A 17364-nucleotide genomic window follows, 5' to 3' on the forward strand; every position below is an offset into this window, starting at 1 on the left:
TTTGTTAATGGCAAAAGTTATGCGACAAGTTGTGATATTACATTTATTCTAATAAAAAGCGGCATCGAAAGATGCCGCTTTTTTAATTGTCTAATCAGAAGCTAATGTTTGATTAGAACTTCACTTCACCTTCAATAAACCACTCTTGTCCACGAGCGTTATAAACACCACGAGGGTAGTGAGGCCATGATGTATTGGTTGGGTCAAAGTTAGGACCAGCATCAAATAGGTTTACAATACCTGCAGTTAACTTCATGTTGTCAGAGAAGTTGTACGCACCTGTTAGGTTCCACTTAGTTTGTGAGGCGACTTCTAAATCTTCTTCATTAAAGCCGTCTTCATCAATGAATGAACTGTAAGATGAACCATGCATACGAGCAGTATGATAAGCACCTAATGTGGTTTCAAAATCATTGATAAAATAGCTAAAGATCATATTAGCGCGGTACTGAGGTAAACCACCATCTTCAATGTCATCATCCACATCTGAGGTCGGGTTTAACTGACCTTCAGATAGTAGGATATAAGTACCGTTGAAGTTTACTCTTAGTTCACCCATGTCATTGAAATCCCAGCTATAACCAGCTGTTAAATCAATACCACGAACTTTTTGGTATGCTAAGTTTTGTGCCACTGTATTGATGTGGGTAATAGTGCCACTAGCGTCACGGGTAATCATATCTTCATAGGTATCGTATTCTTGTGCGGCAGTAGAAGCGCTAATATCGCTTACCATGTCATCAAGTTTCCATTCCCATAAATCAACAGAGGCTTCTAAGCTATCGCCGCCCCAAACCGCACCAATGTTAGCGGTATAACCAGTTTCAGCTTCAAGTTCTTTGTTGGCACCTGTGGTCGTATCAATGTGTAATTCATTACAGATTTCATCAAGGGTTTCATTACCGGTTTTAATACCAGGTTGGCCGCCCATAGCCTGACATTGCTTGTAATCGATGACTTGAGTGAAACCATTTGTGGCATCACCATACACGCGGTGCATGTCTGGTGCACGGAATACACTGCTCCAAGCACCACGAATCAATAACTCATCAACTGGACGGTATTCTACCGTTACTTGTGGTGATAAGTTACCGCCAAAGTCGCTGTAATGATCGTAACGTAGCGCTGCAGCAACAGTTAACTCGTCAAGTACCGGAACACTGATTTCAGCATAAGTTGCCCAGAAGTCACGTTCGCCAGCACCAGATGAACCACCAGTTGTTAATACTGATCCATTTTGGGTTTCGGTATCAGACTCTGTTTCATAATCCTGTTCAGTATACTCAGCACCAAATGCAAACATGGCATCGCCTTCAGGCATTTCAAACGCCATACCAGTGATGTTAGCTTGGATGTTCTTTTGAGTAGATTGAGCGCGTTCAAATGGAGAGTAAGATGCGGCTTCTACGTCAGCATCTGACATGTTTTCAAGTAATGAATTACCATTCTCACCAGCTGTGATGTAATCGAACATACCGCCTACAGTAGCAAAACCACTGCGGTAAACATCGACGTTAGTACGGCCGTAATTTACTGACATATCCCAGTCATACTCATCAACTAATACGCCTTGAAGGCCAGCAGAGAAGAAGTAGTTACTGGTGTTGGTTTCACCGCTTCGGTTACTGAACTCGTGTAAACGACGAGCATAGTAATAATCACCATCAGTAGCGTTGGCAAAGTCACCGCCAAGTCCTGTTGACTTGTTGAATGTCTTGCTCATGCTATCGCCGTAACTGACCGTTAAGTCATCACCGGCAACCTTGATATCGTAGTCATTAATGGCCATCGGTTCAAAGTTTGTTGTTGATTTGGCATTAGCGAAATCAAGACGACCTAAAAAGGTAATATCGTCTGCGATTTCGTAATTAAAATTGGTGGTACTGATAAAGCGGTAGCTTTCAGGTTCTAGATCGCGCCATTCTGAACGATCAAATCCACATGTACTTCCAGTCCATAGAAATCCACGAGCATCACACTGCTCTGGAGTTAATTGGCGTGCGCCAGTACCAGTACCTGCAATTCTAGCGCCGTATGAGCTATACGCTGAGTAATCACTGTGCGGCACTTTATCGGTATGGAGACCAAAATTCTCACGATCTGTTGCTTTTAACGCTTCGTTATTACTGAATTCGATAAAGGTTGAGACATTGCCCTTATCGTTTGAAGAGCCCAGTGATAATGCGATGCGGTCATTCATACCGCCGCCTTCAGTGGTATCACCATGACGATATTTAAGTGCAACGCCATCAAAATCTTTTTTAAGGATGATGTTAATCACACCACCCACTGCGTCAGCACCGTAAATCGCTGAGCCGCCAGATTGTAATACTTCAATGCGTTCTACAGCTTCCATTGGTAGGTTTGCTGTATCGACGAAGTTATCAGTACCGCCAGCTGGTTTTGGGTACTGGTTCAAACGCTTACCATCAATAAGCGTCAGAGTACGACTTGCACCAGCATTACGTAAACTGATTGATGAAGCAGCAGGGGTAAAACCATGTACTTCTTGTGTGGTCATCGCACCCGTAGTTGAGGTGAGATTTTGAAGGGCATCTTGAATAGTGGTAAAGCCTTGCTTTGCCATATCATCAGCACTCAACACCGTGACAGGCGTTGCTGTTTCTAGGTCGGTTCTTTTAATACGTGAACCGGTAATTTGAATTCGTTCTACATCAGCGCCTTCTTCAGCTGCAAGAACTACTGGCGAACTAATGGCAGCGGTAAAAGCACCGCCTACCAATGCAATGCGAATTGCGTTGGCCAATCTTGTATTAAGCTGCATCTCATCTCTTCCTTATAACTTTTATTTAAACCGCGTTTTTATTTAGTAGATCTCATTGCTAACTTGTGAATTGCGTTAACGGGAGTTTGCGGAAAACGGATAAAACCATACTTATTCAACATAAACAACGGACTGATTACATGTGTTAGATGTTGTAATTGTTGCGCGCTAGGTTGTTTTTTGTGATCATTTGATTAACGTGGTTTTGAGTGTTGATATTGATTTTGGGCTTGACGGGGGACTTTGCTGAATAAGTTAAGAGATTTGTGTAAACAAACTTAATAAATATGTGTTTAATTGGTTATCTGTTTGTTGATTTGTTTATGATGTGACTGAGGCCGGTTTAATTTAACCGAACTATCAATTGTTACAATATGCATCATTTTTACATTGGAAATTTAATGTTGCGCAATTGGATTTGTGAAGTTAATCACTATTTAACATGTGCTGTCATCGCCGTTGAAACGGCTGTTAGCTGGAGTCTTGTTTAAAAATGGAGGGTATTAAATGTTAAAAAAAGCCCTTGAAGGGCTTTTGGATAAGTTAACATGTTAAAGAAAGTTTAGATGGGCTTTATTTTGCATCGCAGTAATGTATGGCCTAAACCAATATTGTCGATATCCTCATCGACGTAAAGCCCAGCTTCATTGATCATTTTGAGCATATCTTTGCTGTGATACATTCGACTGTAGCCATTAGCAATAGCAGTAAAGTATAGCGAGGTTGCATTAACGCAATAAGCACCAGCTTCATAAGGCTGTCTATCCCAATAGGTTTCTAAAATACACAGTTCACTATTGGGCTTCATTGCAGCCACTGTGCGTTTTAATATTGTGATGATTTGCGGTTTAGAAAAACAGTCTAGAAATTGGCTCATCCAGTACAAGTCTGCATGCTGACAAAAAGGTTTAGTTTCATCTAACAAGTCAGTTTCAAATGGCAACACACGATCCGCAACGTTATTATTACGCGCGTTTTCCATTGCGACGGCGAGTTGCCCTGGTAAGTCCATAATGGTGACATTAACTTTGCTGTCAAAACTGGTACAAGCAAATGCCCATTTGCCGGTATTACCGCCAACATCAACGATATGCTCAGGCTTAGATTTAAAAATCATTGGCAGTAAACTGTCAAAAGCGTGATCAGAATAATAATGATCAAACTCAAACCAACTCCGCTTGATTTGCTCTGGCAATTGGCTTAATCCAGGGTAAATGGTTTCCCAATCACCCAAGTGTTTCAAACCGGCTGCTTTACCTTGTTTCAAGGACGCTTCAAGCTCAAACAAACCTTGATAACAGACATCATGAATGAAATTTAAATTTTTAGATGCCATGTCATCATGCAGTAGAAAATGGCCCGTTTTATCTAGGTGATAATGGTCATCTTTACACCAAAATAGTCCCATGCTGAGTCCCATATCCAGTAATACGTGGATGGCATATTCTGACAATTCATTACAATCTATAAGTTGTGGTAACGAAATGCCATTTTCACCCGCATCATCAACTTGTTTTAGAATGCCAAACTGGCTAAGACAACGAGCAACTTGAAAGCTGACAGGGGCAAAAGCAATTTTTTGTGCTTCAAATTTTGCCTCAAAAGCGGAGATTTTTTTAGGGGATTGGTAAAAAGACATAAAGTGAGTCAATTTCTTGCATTGTAATTAAGTGTGGCGATGTTAACAAACGCGATGAAATAAGAAATTGATCCAGCTCATGTGTTGAAATAAGACCTCATTCTGTCATTCTGTCATTCTGTCATGATTTAATCATGTAAATAGGATTATTCTTTCAAAGGGAATGCAATAGGGATTGTTAATGATTACCACGCAGAGACTGACACTCAGAGAGTTTACGCTAGAAGATGCTGAATTCATTTATCAGCTAATGAATTCACCACTGTATATCAAGTTCATTGGTGATAGAAATATCAAAAATCGAGATGATGCTAAGACTTTTTTATCGACTAAGCTCATTCCAAGTTATCAGCTTCACGGTTACGGTTTATACGCAGTTATTCGCAATGAAGATAAGGCGTTGGTCGGTATGTGTGGCTTAGTGAATCGAGATGGGCTTGAGCACACTGATATCGGTTTTGGCTTTTTACCCCAATATATGGGGATGGGCTACGGATATGAGTCGGCGAGGGCTGTCATGAATTATGCCAATGAAACCTTATCTCTTTCGCCTATATGGGCTATAACCAACCTACAAAACACCGCATCGATTAACTTATTAACAAAGCTTGGTTTGCTGTATCAGCAACAAATCTTATGGGGTGATGAGCAAGAACCGATATTACTATTGAGTACGCATGAAGTCAGTTCAGGTGAAATAAGTAGTGATTAACGAGATGGATATACAGCTTCATTTTTCAGCATAGATGAGTGGGAGATATTTAGCTTAATCAATCAGTGATTAATGCCAAGTACTATTAAGCACTATCACTCACGATAAAGCCCAGCAATTGCTGGGCTTTATTACAAACAATAATCATAAAAGGTGAGTTATGATTAATCGTTATTGAACGTTTTCGCTATCACCGAACTCACCCGCAAATAACGCAGATGATAAGTAACGCTCTGCTGCAGATGGCAGAATGACAACGATGTTTTTACCCGCAAATTCTGGCTTCTCAGCAATACGGTTTGCAGCGACGACAGCAGCACCAGAAGAAATACCCACTAAGATACCTTCTTCTTCCATTAAACGACGTGCCATTGCAATAGCATCGTCATTGCTGACCGCTTCAACAAGGTCAACTAAATCTAAATCTAAGTTACCTGGGATGAAACCTGCGCCAATACCTTGAATTTTATGAGGTCCAGGAGTTAATTCCTGACCTGCTTTAGCTTGTGCAATAACAGGTGAGTCAACTGGCTCTACTGCAACAGACACAAGATCTTTGTTTTTACTTTTTAAATAACGACTAACACCAGTAATCGTCCCACCCGTACCGACACCTGCAACAAATGCAGCGACTTCACCATCAGTATCATTCCAGATTTCTGGGCCGGTAGTTTTTTCGTGGATTTCAGGATTAGCAGGGTTGCTAAATTGACCTAAGATAAGGTACTTAGCAGGATCTGATTGACGGATCTCTTCAGCTTTATCAATCGCGCCTTTCATTCCTTTAGCGCCTTCAGTTAACACGAGGTTTGCACCTAACGCTTTTAACAGTTTACGACGCTCAAGGCTCATAGTATTAGGCATGGTTAGGGTTAGCTTATAACCACGAGCAGCTGCTACATACGCAAGTGCAATACCTGTATTGCCTGAAGTTGGCTCGACTAGCTCTACTTCTTTAGTTAGGGTGCCTTTCTTTTCAGCATCCCAAATCATATTTGCGCCGATACGACACTTAACACTGAAACTTGGGTTGCGAGCTTCAACTTTGGCTAACACTTTACCATTGCTTACTCGATTAAGGCGCACTAGTGGGGTATTACCTAGCGTATATGAATTGTCTTCGTAGATGTTGCTCATGGTTTGCTCCTATGTTTGCATTGTCTAATGATAATCGGTTTAAGGTGCTTTAACAGTGATAGTTTGTTATTCGTTATGCCTTTTAGTTATTAGGTTATAGCCAAATATATTAATAAAGCATTTTCTTATATAACAGTGTCTTAGTTATACACCCTTAATGAACATTGATGGTCTGACCATCGGTTAAAGCAGTAATTAATGCTTAGTGATTGGTTTAGAAGGTAATAGACTGAGGTTACAAAAGCGCAATTTATCCTCATTCCTGCTGGCTTATATTGATTATAGGTACCTATTGATCATTGAGTTATCAGCTTCATTTTTTTGAGTGTTTTTAGATAAGTTGTTGTTTTCCATCATATAGATACGGCAGACATAATATGAATAAAGTGGTTATTTCAGGAAGTGGTTTATATACACCGCCGCACAGTGTCAGTAATGAAGAGTTGGTTGAAAGTTATAATACTTACGTTAATGAACATAATCAGTTACATGAAACAGCGATTGCTGCTGGTGACGTGGATGCATTAGCTCACTCGTCAGCAGAGTTCATTGAAAAGGCATCTGGCATCAAAAGCCGTTACGTGATGGTCAAAGAGGGCATTTTAGACCCTAAAGTGATGATGCCATTAATTAAAGATAGGCCATCAGATGCGTTATCAATGCAAGCTGAAATCGGCATTGCTGCAGCAAAGCAAGCATTAGCGCAAGCAAAAGTGAATGCTGAAGACATTGATTTAGTGATTGTTGCCTGTGCATATACTCAACGTTCTTATCCGGCTATTGCGATAGAAATTCAGCAAGCCATGGGCACAAAAGGTTTTGCGTATGACATGCTAGTGGCTTGTTCATCGGCAACTTTTGCCATTGTTAATGCGGTTAATGCGGTTCAATCTGGTACAGCATCACGGGTATTGGTGATTAATCCTGAGATTTGTTCCCCACAAGTTAATTACCGAGATCGTGATAGTCACTTCATTTTTGGTGATGTGGCAACGGCAGTGGTTGTAGAGAAAGCATCCATTGCACAATCAGAACATGCTTTTAATGTGCTATCGAGTCAGTGTTTTACCGACTACTCAAATAATATTCGCAGTAACTTTGGTCACCTTAATCGCTGTGACCCAGTAGCAAGTAACGATAGTGACAAGTTGTTTCATCAACAAGGCCGTAAAGTGTTTAAAGAATTACTGCCAATGATTTATCAACATTTAGATAAACAGTTGTCGGAAGAGCAGATCCAAGCTAATGAATTTAAACGATTATGGTTGCATCAAGCGAATATAAATATGAATATGTTTGTAGTTCGTAAACTTCTCGGTGATAATGTTACAAAAAGTAAAGCTCCTGTGGTGCTAGATGAATATGCTAACACTGCTTCTGCCGGGTCTATTATTGCTTTTCATAAGTATAATCAAGACTTTAAAACTGGTGACTTAGGGCTATTGTGTTCATTTGGTGCTGGCTACTCTATTGGGAGCATCATTTTAGAAAAGACCTAATAGTAAATGGGTGAATTAATTGCGAATTCTGATTGTTGAAGATAATGAAGCGGTATCGAAGGTACTTCGGCATCTATTAATGCAAGACCTGCATTGTGAGGTAGATGTTGCCGCTGATGTCGCTTCAGCGAATGCCTTATTAGAACAGCACAAATACTTTGTCGTTGTAGCAGAGTTAAACTTACCAGATGCACCAGATGGCGAAATTGCTCAACTGGTGCTGATGTCTTATCAAACCCCTTGTATTGTCTTGTCATCTAACCTTGATTCTCGTCAGCGTAAGAAATTACTGAAGCTCGGTATTGCGGATTATGTATTAAAAGAAAACCGCTTTAGCTATGAGTATGTGGTGAAGCTGGTGGCCAGATTAGATCAAAATCAGCATGTAAAAGTACTGGTAGCAGATGATTCAGTCGTGAGCCGTAAATTCGTTAAAGTCCTTTTAGAACAGCAATTATTTACTGTATTAGAGGCCTGCGATGGCGCAGAAGCGATTCAAGTGCTGAACGACACGCCAGATATTCAGTTACTTATTACTGACTACAATATGCCGAATGTTGATGGCTTTGAATTAATCCTTAAAGTGCGTGAAAAATTCAGCCGTGAAGATTTGGCGATTATTGGTTTGTCGAATGATACTGATGAAAGCTTATCTGCACGTTTTATTAAAAATGGCGCCAATGACTTTTTGCAAAAACCATTTGTACATGAGGAGTTTCATTGCCGTGTATTAAATACCTTAGACTCGCTCGATATGCTGCGCAGTTTATGGGAGCAAGCCAACCGAGATTATCTGACTAAGGCGTATACGCGTCGTTATTTTTTCAAGCAACATGAAAAAGATGTCAATGAAGCAGGGCAGTTTGCTTTAGGTTTAATCGATATTGATTTCTTTAAAAATGTGAATGACACCTATGGCCATGATGTCGGCGATCAAGTGTTATTTGAGTTCGCTAAGCGATTAAAAAATGCCTTTGGCCAACATTTTACCGTAGCACGATTTGGTGGTGAAGAGTTTGTTGTTGCATTTAAGGGCTTAGATGGCGATCGCGCATTCACTGTCATGGATAAGTTCAGACAACAAATTGACGAGCAGCTTTTTATTACTGATGCGGGTGAGCTAAAGATTAATTTTAGTTGCGGTATTGCCAGTGCTGAAAGCACTGATAGTAACTTAGATACTTTACTTCATCGTGCGGATTTAGGCTTATATGAAGCGAAAGAAGCGGGCCGTAATAGAGTGATTTTTTAGTGTGAATTAATGATGTTTAATTCATGAATTAGACACAGATAAAAAGGACTGCCATGGCAGTCCTTTTTGTTTTTTCATTCCAGTCTACTACTTACAATTTAATTATTTTATCGATTAAAGCAGCCACGCGTAGCTGACTTTCATAAAGTAGGTTTTGTCTTTTTGGGTTAAAGAGTCGATATCATCATTGGCAATTAAACCGTCTGAGTATCCCAAATAAAACACACTTTGTGGATTAAGTTTATAACCGTATAAAATTTCATTACCTAGATTTTGGTATTGTTCATTAGGCGACTGATGTAAATATAAATCAGTATCACGTTCAATGTCGGTATAGACACTGGTTAAACGTAAAAAACTATTTAGTGTAATTTGCCAGTTAAGGCGAAGGTCAGTTAAATTTGCGGTAAATAAACGGCCTTCATCTACATCCAATGCTTGGTATTTGTGATTAACGTCTAAGATGATTGATTCAGTGATTTTCCACTCAACACCTGGGTTGAACATGGTTAGAGTCGCAGGGCGATCGTTGGCATAATCAATGTCATCACCGTAGTTCATATCAAACTCGAGCTTAAGTGATTCAATTGGCACAAAGTTGGTATAAAACCACATTAAATCTAACGTATACATTGTGGTGTTATCGTCAATGGCCAATGATGAGCTGTCTTGACGACGACCAACACGGTCTTTATGGACAAAGCCACTGGCGATATAACTTTGCCAGCCGCCATTCAGTCTGATGGCCGCTTCTGCTTCTTGTTCAATTTTTTCATTGTTTTGGTTATGGGTAATATCCCAATCACCACCAAATTCAATTTTGTTAAAGAAACTGTCAGTTGGGTACCAATAATAATTACCGCCAGCGACAAACTTGCTTGCATCAATACGTTCAATAAAACCTAAATCCGCTCTAAAGTCCTCTCCAATTGATTCATAACGAGAGAAAGCGCGCCAATTGCGTTTTTCATGCTCATAGCTAACACGGTACATATTGTCAGAAAAGTTATCTTGTTTTTTGGTACGCAGTACTCGCTCATTGTAATCACAATTACCAAGCTCACAGTCCTGTGGCGGAGTTGAGCAATCATCACCGTTACAAAACTGTTGAAAGAAATCATCAGGATACTCAGTATCTGAAAACACATACTGTGCGGTAAAGGTGTCTTGGTCGGTTGGCTGCCACTTAGTATCAAGACTGGCCACATAGTTATGATAATTCTCAGATTGCTTTGCCGTGACTAAGCCGCCAAATGAGAGTTCTTTACTGGGGTCGAAACGATAACGAGCAGCAAGGTTATAGCTTTCTTCATCAATGGTGGCCACATCAGAACTTAAGTTGCCAGGCACTAAAAACTGCGTTTTCTCATCGTTAGCAGCCAGCACAGCAAGGGTGTGATCATCGGTTTTGCTGGTGAGTTTTACTCCGTAATCAGGAGAGCTGATATTACGGGTGTGTAGTAAACTTAACTGAGTATCGAAATAGTCTTTATTATCTAAGAAGAAAGCACGTTTTTCTGGGTAAAAAAGAGCGAAATTATTATTTACATCTAACTGACCCGAATCGGCTTCAACCTGTGAAAAGTCTGGATTAATGGTGGCATTTAATAAGGTTGTTGGCGTAATTCCCCAACGTAAGTCGAGGCCGACTTCAACGTTATCTTCATCTTCCCAAGGTTGATTAGGGTTAAGCTCTCGCTGACTATTACGAGAGCCCACAACAGAAGGAGTAATTTGAATATCTTGCCCTTGCTGGGCCCCAGCAAGACCAGTAGCGGTACCTAGCTGACATAACTGACAAGATACATTACGGTCAATCTTGTGGCTTGAAATTCTATGGGTTTCGTTACGAGGGTAAAAACGTACTAGTTCTATTCCCCAAGTTTGAATATCTTTATTGTCATCAAAATTGAACAGTCGCAGTGGCAATTCTACTTCGACTTGATAGCCTTGGTCAGTCAGCTTGCCGCTGCTGTACCAAATACCATCCCATGCATCGCTTTCTTCACCCGTTAATTCATTTTCTATTGAGTCATTTTGTACGCCATAAGGGTTAATAAAAAACTGATAGGCAAGGCGGGCGTTATTAAACGTATCCAGTTTGATCCCGACTTGGTCATCACCCCAAGAGTTATCTCGGTCGCGTAAATTGGCTCTTATTTTTGATGGGTCAACATCATGGGCTATAAAGGCAACAAATAAGCTGGTTTCAGTGGCGAAAATTTTCGCATCAGTGCTCACTGGCGCAGGGATGTTTTCACCTGGTGAGGTTTCGTAATTGAGCTGGACTGTTGCCGCTTGTTGCCATTGAGGCTCTGATAAGTCGCCATCAATCTCAACACCTTGAGATAAAGTGGGAATGTTAACTGTAAATTGGCTGGGATCACCGGCCGAAACAGGTGTTGATATGGCGCTACTCGCCAATAAAATTGCATAACAAAGAGTCTGAATCGTAAAGGTTTTATTCACAAGTCACGCTGATTTAAAATTAGTTTGCGCAATTGTCGCAAAAACGCCGTTAAATATCGCTAATTATTTGTAGCTTAATGGTTTCAGATTGTTACAGCGCTTTGCAGAAAAAGAGAGTTGGCGTATCAAAAGCTTAAATCACTCGAAGTAAAAACACTAAAAAGCCCCAACATTGCGCTGAGGCTTTCATTTATTTTTTTGATAAACAAGGCTTCTAAAACTGAGGTATTTGTTACTTAGCCTTATTAGTTCAGCTTTATTCTGGTGCTATTTCTGGGTGCTTATATGCTTCTCGATATTTGTCGACCCACATAGCGGTTGCACCGCATATTGCCACAGGCATCACGATAAAGTTCACAATAGGGATCATTGAGAATAACGTTACTGTAGCGCCAAAGGTATAACTGGTTCCTTTGGTTTGGCTGAGGGCGAACTTCATATCGTTAAATGGCACTTTGTGGTTATCAAATGGAAAATCACAATATTGAATGGCCATCATCCAAGCACTAAACAAAAACCATAAAATTGGCGCAGCGGTTTGGCCAACCACTGGAACGATAAATAAAACTAAAAAGATTAATGCTCGTGGCAAATAGTATTTAAGTTTTATCCATTCGCGTCCGAGAATACGCGGTAAATCTTTAATTAAATCAATTGTAGTACCCGAGTTTAATGACTTACCAGTCAAGTGCATTTCCACTTTCTCAGCTAACAACCCATTAAATGGCGCAGCAATCCAGTTCATCACTGAGCTAAATACAAATGACATCACCACCAGTAAACTAATAATCGCTAGAGGCCACAAGAAAAAGTTGAGCCAAGTAAGATACTCAGGAATTTGGCTATTCATCCAGCCAAAAAGATCGTCTAGTTTACCTACGGCAAAATAGATCGCGGTTGAAAACAAGATTAAGTTAACCATTAATGGAATGAATACAAATGTACGAAGACCTGGCTGTTTAATCAGCTTAAAGCCATCTAGAAAATAGTTAACGCCACTTTTTACGGGTTGGATTGCCATCTAATACGTCCTTGAAAAAACTGCTTATTACTGATTGTGGTGACGCATTGGTCGGAAAACAAGCCTTAAAGTGTGTTTAAGTCATAAAAATCGTTACAAAATGCAGCGCGATTGGTAAAGTTAGTTATATAAGTCTTTCTTATAAAATAATACTTTTCATCCTTACGGACGACCAAACAAGCACAATGCGATTAAAACAAATAAAACTTGCTGGCTTTAAGTCGTTTGTTGACCCAACAAAAATTCCCTTTAACCAACCCCTCACGGCGATTATTGGCCCGAACGGCTGCGGCAAGTCCAATGTGATTGATGCTGTGCGTTGGGTACTTGGGGAAAGCAGTGCCAAACATTTACGTGGCGACTCAATGATGGACGTTATTTTTAACGGTTCCAGTGCCCGTAAACCCGTATCTGTCGCCAGTATCGAGCTCAGTTTTGAAAACCTAGATGGCAGATTGTCGGGCCAATATGCCAGTTATCAAGAAATCTCTGTTAAGCGCCAAGTGAGTCGTGAAGGCGATTCGAATTATTTTCTCAATGGTCAAAAATGTCGTCGCAAAGATATTACAGATCTATTTATGGGAACAGGTCTTGGACCGCGCAGCTATGCCATTATTGAGCAAGGGACCATTTCAAGACTGATTGAGTCTAAACCTCAAGAATTAAGAGTCTTCATAGAAGAAGCGGCAGGAATATCTCGTTACAAAGAACGTCGTCGTGAAACAGAAAACCGCATTCGACATACCCGTGAAAACCTTGAGCGTTTAAACGATATACGACTAGAACTTGGCAGCCAGTTAGAAAAATTAGATCAGCAAGCACAAGCTGCAAAACAATATCGAGAGCTCAAACAACAAGAGCGTGACTTACATGCTCAGCTGTTAGTCATGCGTTATCAAGAACTGCAAAATCAAACCGATGGCTTAGCCAAAGAAATGCAGCAGCTTGATGTTAGCATTGCAGCCGCCAATGCTGATGGCAAAAGCACTGAACTCACCGTTACACAATTAACATCTCAGTTAGCTGACTTATCAGATTCGGAGCAAAACCTTGTTGCGCAGTTTTATCAAGCTGGAACCGAGCTTGCTAAGCTTGAGCAGCAATTAAAGCATCAACAGCAACAAGACTCTCAGCTTGAAAAACAATTACAAGACATAATCAATCAGCAAGGGGTTGCAGCAGAAGAGCTGCAGGCTCTGACTGTACAAGAAAAGCAGCTTACTCATCATGTTGCAGAGCTGATGCCTGCTTTAGAGCTTGGCGAAAATGAATTGCAAACCATTGACGAGCAGTTACAAGATGTTGATGACAAAGCTTCTGATCTTCAACAACATTTAAGCGTGTTATCGGATACGGTATCTAATGCAAAAATGGAAGCTGCACTGACTCAAAACAAATTACAGCATCAGCAATTGAGTTTATCTCAGCAACAGCAGCAATTGATTGAGCTCAATACAGAGCTGCAACACAATAATGATGAGAATAATCAAGCTGAGTTAACTGAACTCGATAGGCAAATAAAAGCATTTACCCAGCAGCTTGAAATAGAAGATGAAGTAAAACATCAGCTCTCTGAAGAGCTGGCGATTAAGCAAGCAAGTTTACAGCAGATCAGTGAGCAGTATCAGCAAAACAAACAACATTTAACCTCAGTGGTTGCCCGTCATGAGTTAATTGATCAATGGCTTAGCAATAATGAACCCGAAGATCGTCAAGCACTATGGCAAGTTGTTGAGGTGACCCAAGGTTGGGAGCAAGCGGTTGACTTAGTTCTTCAAGGTGTACTTGCGGTTTCAGTGCAAAAAGAGTCATTAAATACTGATGTATGTGTGAAAGATGATTTAGGTTTTAACCTACGTGAATCTGCCTATATAACTGAGCAATTAAGCGCACCAGTTAATTTAAGCCCATGGTTAGAACAAGTGATTTGGGCTGACAGTATCGGTCATGCGAAACAATTATTGACGACGAGTGAAGTAACCAATGAACACGCATTAATCGCTAGTAAAGATGGCTATCTAATTGGTCATGGCTTTGTTATCACAAAGTCTGAAGGTAAACAGTCAGAGCTTGCACTGAAAAATGAACGTCAGCAACTGTTGACTCAAATTGAACAATTACAAGATCAATTATTCAATGAGCAAGTGTCTGTGAGTGAGTTAACACAGCAAGTTGCCGATGTTCATGCTCAAATGAGTGCGGCGCAAGCAAAATGTCATCAGTTGCAGCTTGAGTGCAGTAAGTTTGATGCTCAACGTCAAAGCCTGCTTAAGCAGCAAAATGATAATCAACGTAGGCGAGCAAACCTGGATGAACAGGTAGCAAACTGCATCAAACAAATTGCTCTTGGTAAACGCAATGTAGAACAGTTAACCGCAGAAACTGAGCGACTTAGCCAGTTACATCAACAGCAGGTGACTGAACAGCAAAAAGCCAATGAAGACTGGCAAACCACAAGTCATCAATTACGTGAGTACAAAACCAAACGAAGCCAGCATGATCGAGAGGTCTCGCTTTTGCGACAGCAATTGCAAAAATTGCAAACTCAAGCTGCGGTGACGCAAGCACAGCTGACTAAACAACAGCAGCAATGTGATGTATTGGTAGAACAAGCTAGCCAGTTGAGCTTGACTCAACAGCAAAGCAGTGAAAGTTTAGGTGATAAACAGCTGGAACAACTTCAGCAACAGCTTGCTCAGCAGCTTGATATTCAGCAATCAAAGCAACAATTGTTAAATTCAAACCGTACTCAACAGGCTGAGCTACAATCTCGGCTAGATAGTGCGGTATTGATTCAAAAACAACAGCTTGGTGGACTTCAAAACTTGACTCAAACTCTCAGCGGGTTAAAGTTACGTCGTGAAGGTTTAAAAGGTCAGGCTAATGGCCAATACCAATTGCTGGAAGAGCAACAAATAAATATTCAGGCGGTGCTAAAACAGATCCCTGAAGCAGCTAAAGTCAGTGCTTGGCAGAAAGATCTAGATAAAGTTCGATCTAGAATTAGCCATTTAGGGGCAATTAACCTTGCCGCTATTGAAGAATTTGAGCAGCAAAGTGAGCGTAAAGCCTATTTAGATAATCAGGATGATGATTTAAATAAAGGCTTATCGAGTCTTGAAGAAGCTATTCGAAAAATAGACAAGGAAACCCGCAGTCGATTTAAAACGACTTATGATGCGGTTAATGCTGACTTATCAAAATTGTTCCCGAAAGTGTTTGGAGGCGGTAAAGCTTACCTTGCATTAACTGATGATGACTTACTTGAAACGGGTGTGACCATTATGGCGCAACCACCAGGTAAGAAGAATAGTACAATTCACCTTCTTAGTGGTGGAGAAAAAGCGCTAACCGCTTTATCATTAGTATTCGCCATATTTAGGCTCAATCCAGCACCTTTTTGCATGTTGGATGAAGTTGATGCACCTTTAGATGATGCCAATGTTGAGCGTTTTTGTCGCTTACTAAAAGAGATGTCACAAAGTGTGCAATTTATTTATATCAGCCACAATAAAATAACGATGGAAATGGCTGATCAATTAATAGGTGTCACTATGCATGAACCGGGCGTTTCACGTATAGTCGCAGTAGATATCGATGAAGCGGTGGCACTAGCCGACGCGGAATAAACAGGATTACAGGGTCACCAATGGAAGATTTTCAACTGGTTTTGTTTGTACTAGGTGCAATAGCAATTATCGCAGTACTAGTTCATGGTTTTTGGTCAATTCGTAAACAACAACCTAAAACACTAAAAGACAACCCAATGACTGGGTTTTATAAAGATCAATCACAGCAACGTGACTCACAAGGTTTTGATGCCGATGGTATTGGTGAAGTAAGACGTGTTAAAAGTGACGATGACGATGATACTTTCACTGCAAACGACACTGCAAATATCACTCCGCCACTAATGCAAACAGGGACTTCGCATAACGATGTTGAAGTCAATGAAGCGGGCTCTAAAAAGGGCATTGGGTTACAAAATCAATCGGCTGTAAATGCTCAAGCACCAAGTTATAATCCTGGCCGCAAAGAACCGGTATTAAAAACCGCCGCTGTAGAGCCACAAATTTCTGCTGAAACAGTCAATGAAACTGCAGCCCAAGAGGTTGAAACGCATGTTCCAACTCAACAGGCGTTATTTGCTGAAGACAGTTTTGAACCTGCCCAGCAAGTTGTTGGTGCCTCAACCAGTACAAAAGCGACGACAACAGAGAATACCGTTAAACTTGATCTCACCGCTGAAAATTACCAAACACATGATAACGCCTATGTTGAAGATACCTATGTAGATGAAACTTCGGTTGATTTTGGCGCCGAAGCTCACACAGAACAAGTTATTGCACAGCCAGCCCCAGTAGAGCCTGCTATTTCGCAACCTGTGGCCGAAACAGAAGAGCCATTAGGCGATCCACAAGATGTATTAGTGCTACACGTTATCGCACGTGATGGCGAGCAACTCCATGGCGCAGAGCTATTACCTTGCTTATTATCATTGAACTTTAAGTTCGGCGATATGGACATATTCCATCGTCATCTAGATAACGCTGGCAATGGTAAAGTACTATTTTCTATGGCGAACATGCTAAAGCCGGGCGTATTTGATCCTGATAATATGGAGCAGTTTGTTACTCAAGGTGTGGTGTTATTTATGACGCTTCCTTGTCATGGTGATCCATTAATGAACTTCTCCATTATGCTTAATTCAGCACAGCAACTGGCTGATGATTTAGGCGCAGAAGTGATGGACGATAAACGTTTAGCCTGGACTGAAACCAACAAACAACAATATTTAGCTAGAATTAGGGCTGTATCTTAACCCCTAATTAGATTTAACCTTTTTAAAT

At 40.7% G+C, this 17364-nt stretch carries 10 protein-coding genes; 5 read left to right on the top strand and 5 right to left on the bottom strand.

Annotation, left to right across the window (positions count from 1 at the left end; all coding sequences use genetic code 11):
- Positions 1 to 112: 112 nt before the first annotated feature.
- Positions 113 to 2785, bottom strand: coding sequence for a TonB-dependent receptor (locus tag BCU84_RS01445; RefSeq protein ID WP_102526321.1), 2673 nt, complete (start codon positions 2783 to 2785; stop codon positions 113 to 115).
- A 562-nt stretch (positions 2786 to 3347) separates the two neighbouring features.
- Positions 3348 to 4424, bottom strand: a complete 1077-nt coding sequence (locus BCU84_RS01450) for a methyltransferase (RefSeq protein WP_102526322.1) — start codon at positions 4422 to 4424, stop codon at positions 3348 to 3350.
- Between the two features lie 181 nt (positions 4425 to 4605).
- Here BCU84_RS01450 and BCU84_RS01455 point away from each other — a divergent pair, with 181 nt between their 5' ends.
- Positions 4606 to 5136 (top strand): GNAT family N-acetyltransferase, encoded by a 531-nt coding sequence (locus BCU84_RS01455; protein WP_102526323.1) that lies wholly within the window; start codon positions 4606 to 4608, stop codon positions 5134 to 5136.
- 171 nt (positions 5137 to 5307) lie between these two features.
- Here BCU84_RS01455 and cysK read toward each other — a convergent pair whose 3' ends face one another.
- Positions 5308 to 6273 carry a cysteine synthase A gene (cysK, locus tag BCU84_RS01460; RefSeq protein WP_102526324.1) on the bottom strand — a complete coding sequence of 322 codons (966 nt, stop codon included), beginning with the start codon at positions 6271 to 6273 and terminating at the stop codon, positions 5308 to 5310.
- Between the two features lie 377 nt (positions 6274 to 6650).
- Between cysK and BCU84_RS01465 the strand changes: the two genes are divergently transcribed.
- Both BCU84_RS01465 and BCU84_RS01470 read left to right on the top strand, forming a co-directional pair.
- Entirely contained in the window at positions 6651 to 7772 is a 1122-nt protein-coding gene (locus BCU84_RS01465; RefSeq protein WP_102526325.1) for a beta-ketoacyl-ACP synthase III, read from the top strand.
- Positions 7773 to 7791: 19 nt separating this feature from the next.
- On the top strand, positions 7792 to 9024 hold the full coding sequence (locus BCU84_RS01470; protein ID WP_102526326.1) for a response regulator: 1233 nt from the start codon (positions 7792 to 7794) through the stop codon (positions 9022 to 9024).
- 114 nt (positions 9025 to 9138) lie between these two features.
- Here the strand turns inward: BCU84_RS01470 and BCU84_RS01475 are convergent, their stop codons facing one another.
- Both BCU84_RS01475 and cysZ read right to left on the bottom strand, forming a co-directional pair.
- Positions 9139 to 11493 carry a carbohydrate binding family 9 domain-containing protein gene (locus tag BCU84_RS01475; protein WP_241906330.1) on the bottom strand — a complete coding sequence of 785 codons (2355 nt, stop codon included), beginning with the start codon at positions 11491 to 11493 and terminating at the stop codon, positions 9139 to 9141.
- Between the two features lie 256 nt (positions 11494 to 11749).
- Entirely contained in the window at positions 11750 to 12514 is a 765-nt protein-coding gene (gene cysZ, locus BCU84_RS01480; protein WP_102526327.1) for a sulfate transporter CysZ, read from the bottom strand.
- Between the two features lie 185 nt (positions 12515 to 12699).
- Here cysZ and smc point away from each other — a divergent pair, with 185 nt between their 5' ends.
- Together smc and zipA are read left to right on the top strand one after the other, a co-directional pair.
- Complete coding sequence (smc, locus tag BCU84_RS01485) at positions 12700 to 16143, top strand: chromosome segregation protein SMC (protein ID WP_102526328.1); 3444 nt, start codon at positions 12700 to 12702, stop codon at positions 16141 to 16143.
- A gap of 20 nt (positions 16144 to 16163) precedes the next feature.
- Entirely contained in the window at positions 16164 to 17336 is a 1173-nt protein-coding gene (gene zipA / locus BCU84_RS01490; RefSeq protein ID WP_102526329.1) for a cell division protein ZipA, read from the top strand.
- The last annotated feature ends 28 nt before the right edge of the window (positions 17337 to 17364 follow it).

The organism is Shewanella sp. 10N.286.51.B7, from assembly GCF_002873615.1.
Taxonomy (GTDB): Bacteria; Pseudomonadota; Gammaproteobacteria; order Enterobacterales; family Shewanellaceae; genus Shewanella; species Shewanella electrodiphila.

Bases quoted from the DNA above. Each gene is read 5' to 3' on its own strand.
- BCU84_RS01445 (WP_102526321.1), bottom strand. From the start codon at position 2,785: ATGCAGCTTAATACAAGATTGGCCAACGCAATTCGCATTGCATTGGTA.
- BCU84_RS01450 (WP_102526322.1), bottom strand. From the start codon at position 4,424: ATGTCTTTTTACCAATCCCCTAAAAAAATCTCCGCTTTTGAGGCAAAA.
- BCU84_RS01455 (WP_102526323.1), top strand. From the start codon at position 4,606: ATGATTACCACGCAGAGACTGACACTCAGAGAGTTTACGCTAGAAGAT.
- cysK (WP_102526324.1), bottom strand. From the start codon at position 6,273: ATGAGCAACATCTACGAAGACAATTCATATACGCTAGGTAATACCCCA.
- BCU84_RS01465 (WP_102526325.1), top strand. From the start codon at position 6,651: ATGAATAAAGTGGTTATTTCAGGAAGTGGTTTATATACACCGCCGCAC.
- cysZ (WP_102526327.1), bottom strand. From the start codon at position 12,514: ATGGCAATCCAACCCGTAAAAAGTGGCGTTAACTATTTTCTAGATGGC.
- smc (WP_102526328.1), top strand. From the start codon at position 12,700: ATGCGATTAAAACAAATAAAACTTGCTGGCTTTAAGTCGTTTGTTGAC.
- zipA (WP_102526329.1), top strand. From the start codon at position 16,164: ATGGAAGATTTTCAACTGGTTTTGTTTGTACTAGGTGCAATAGCAATT.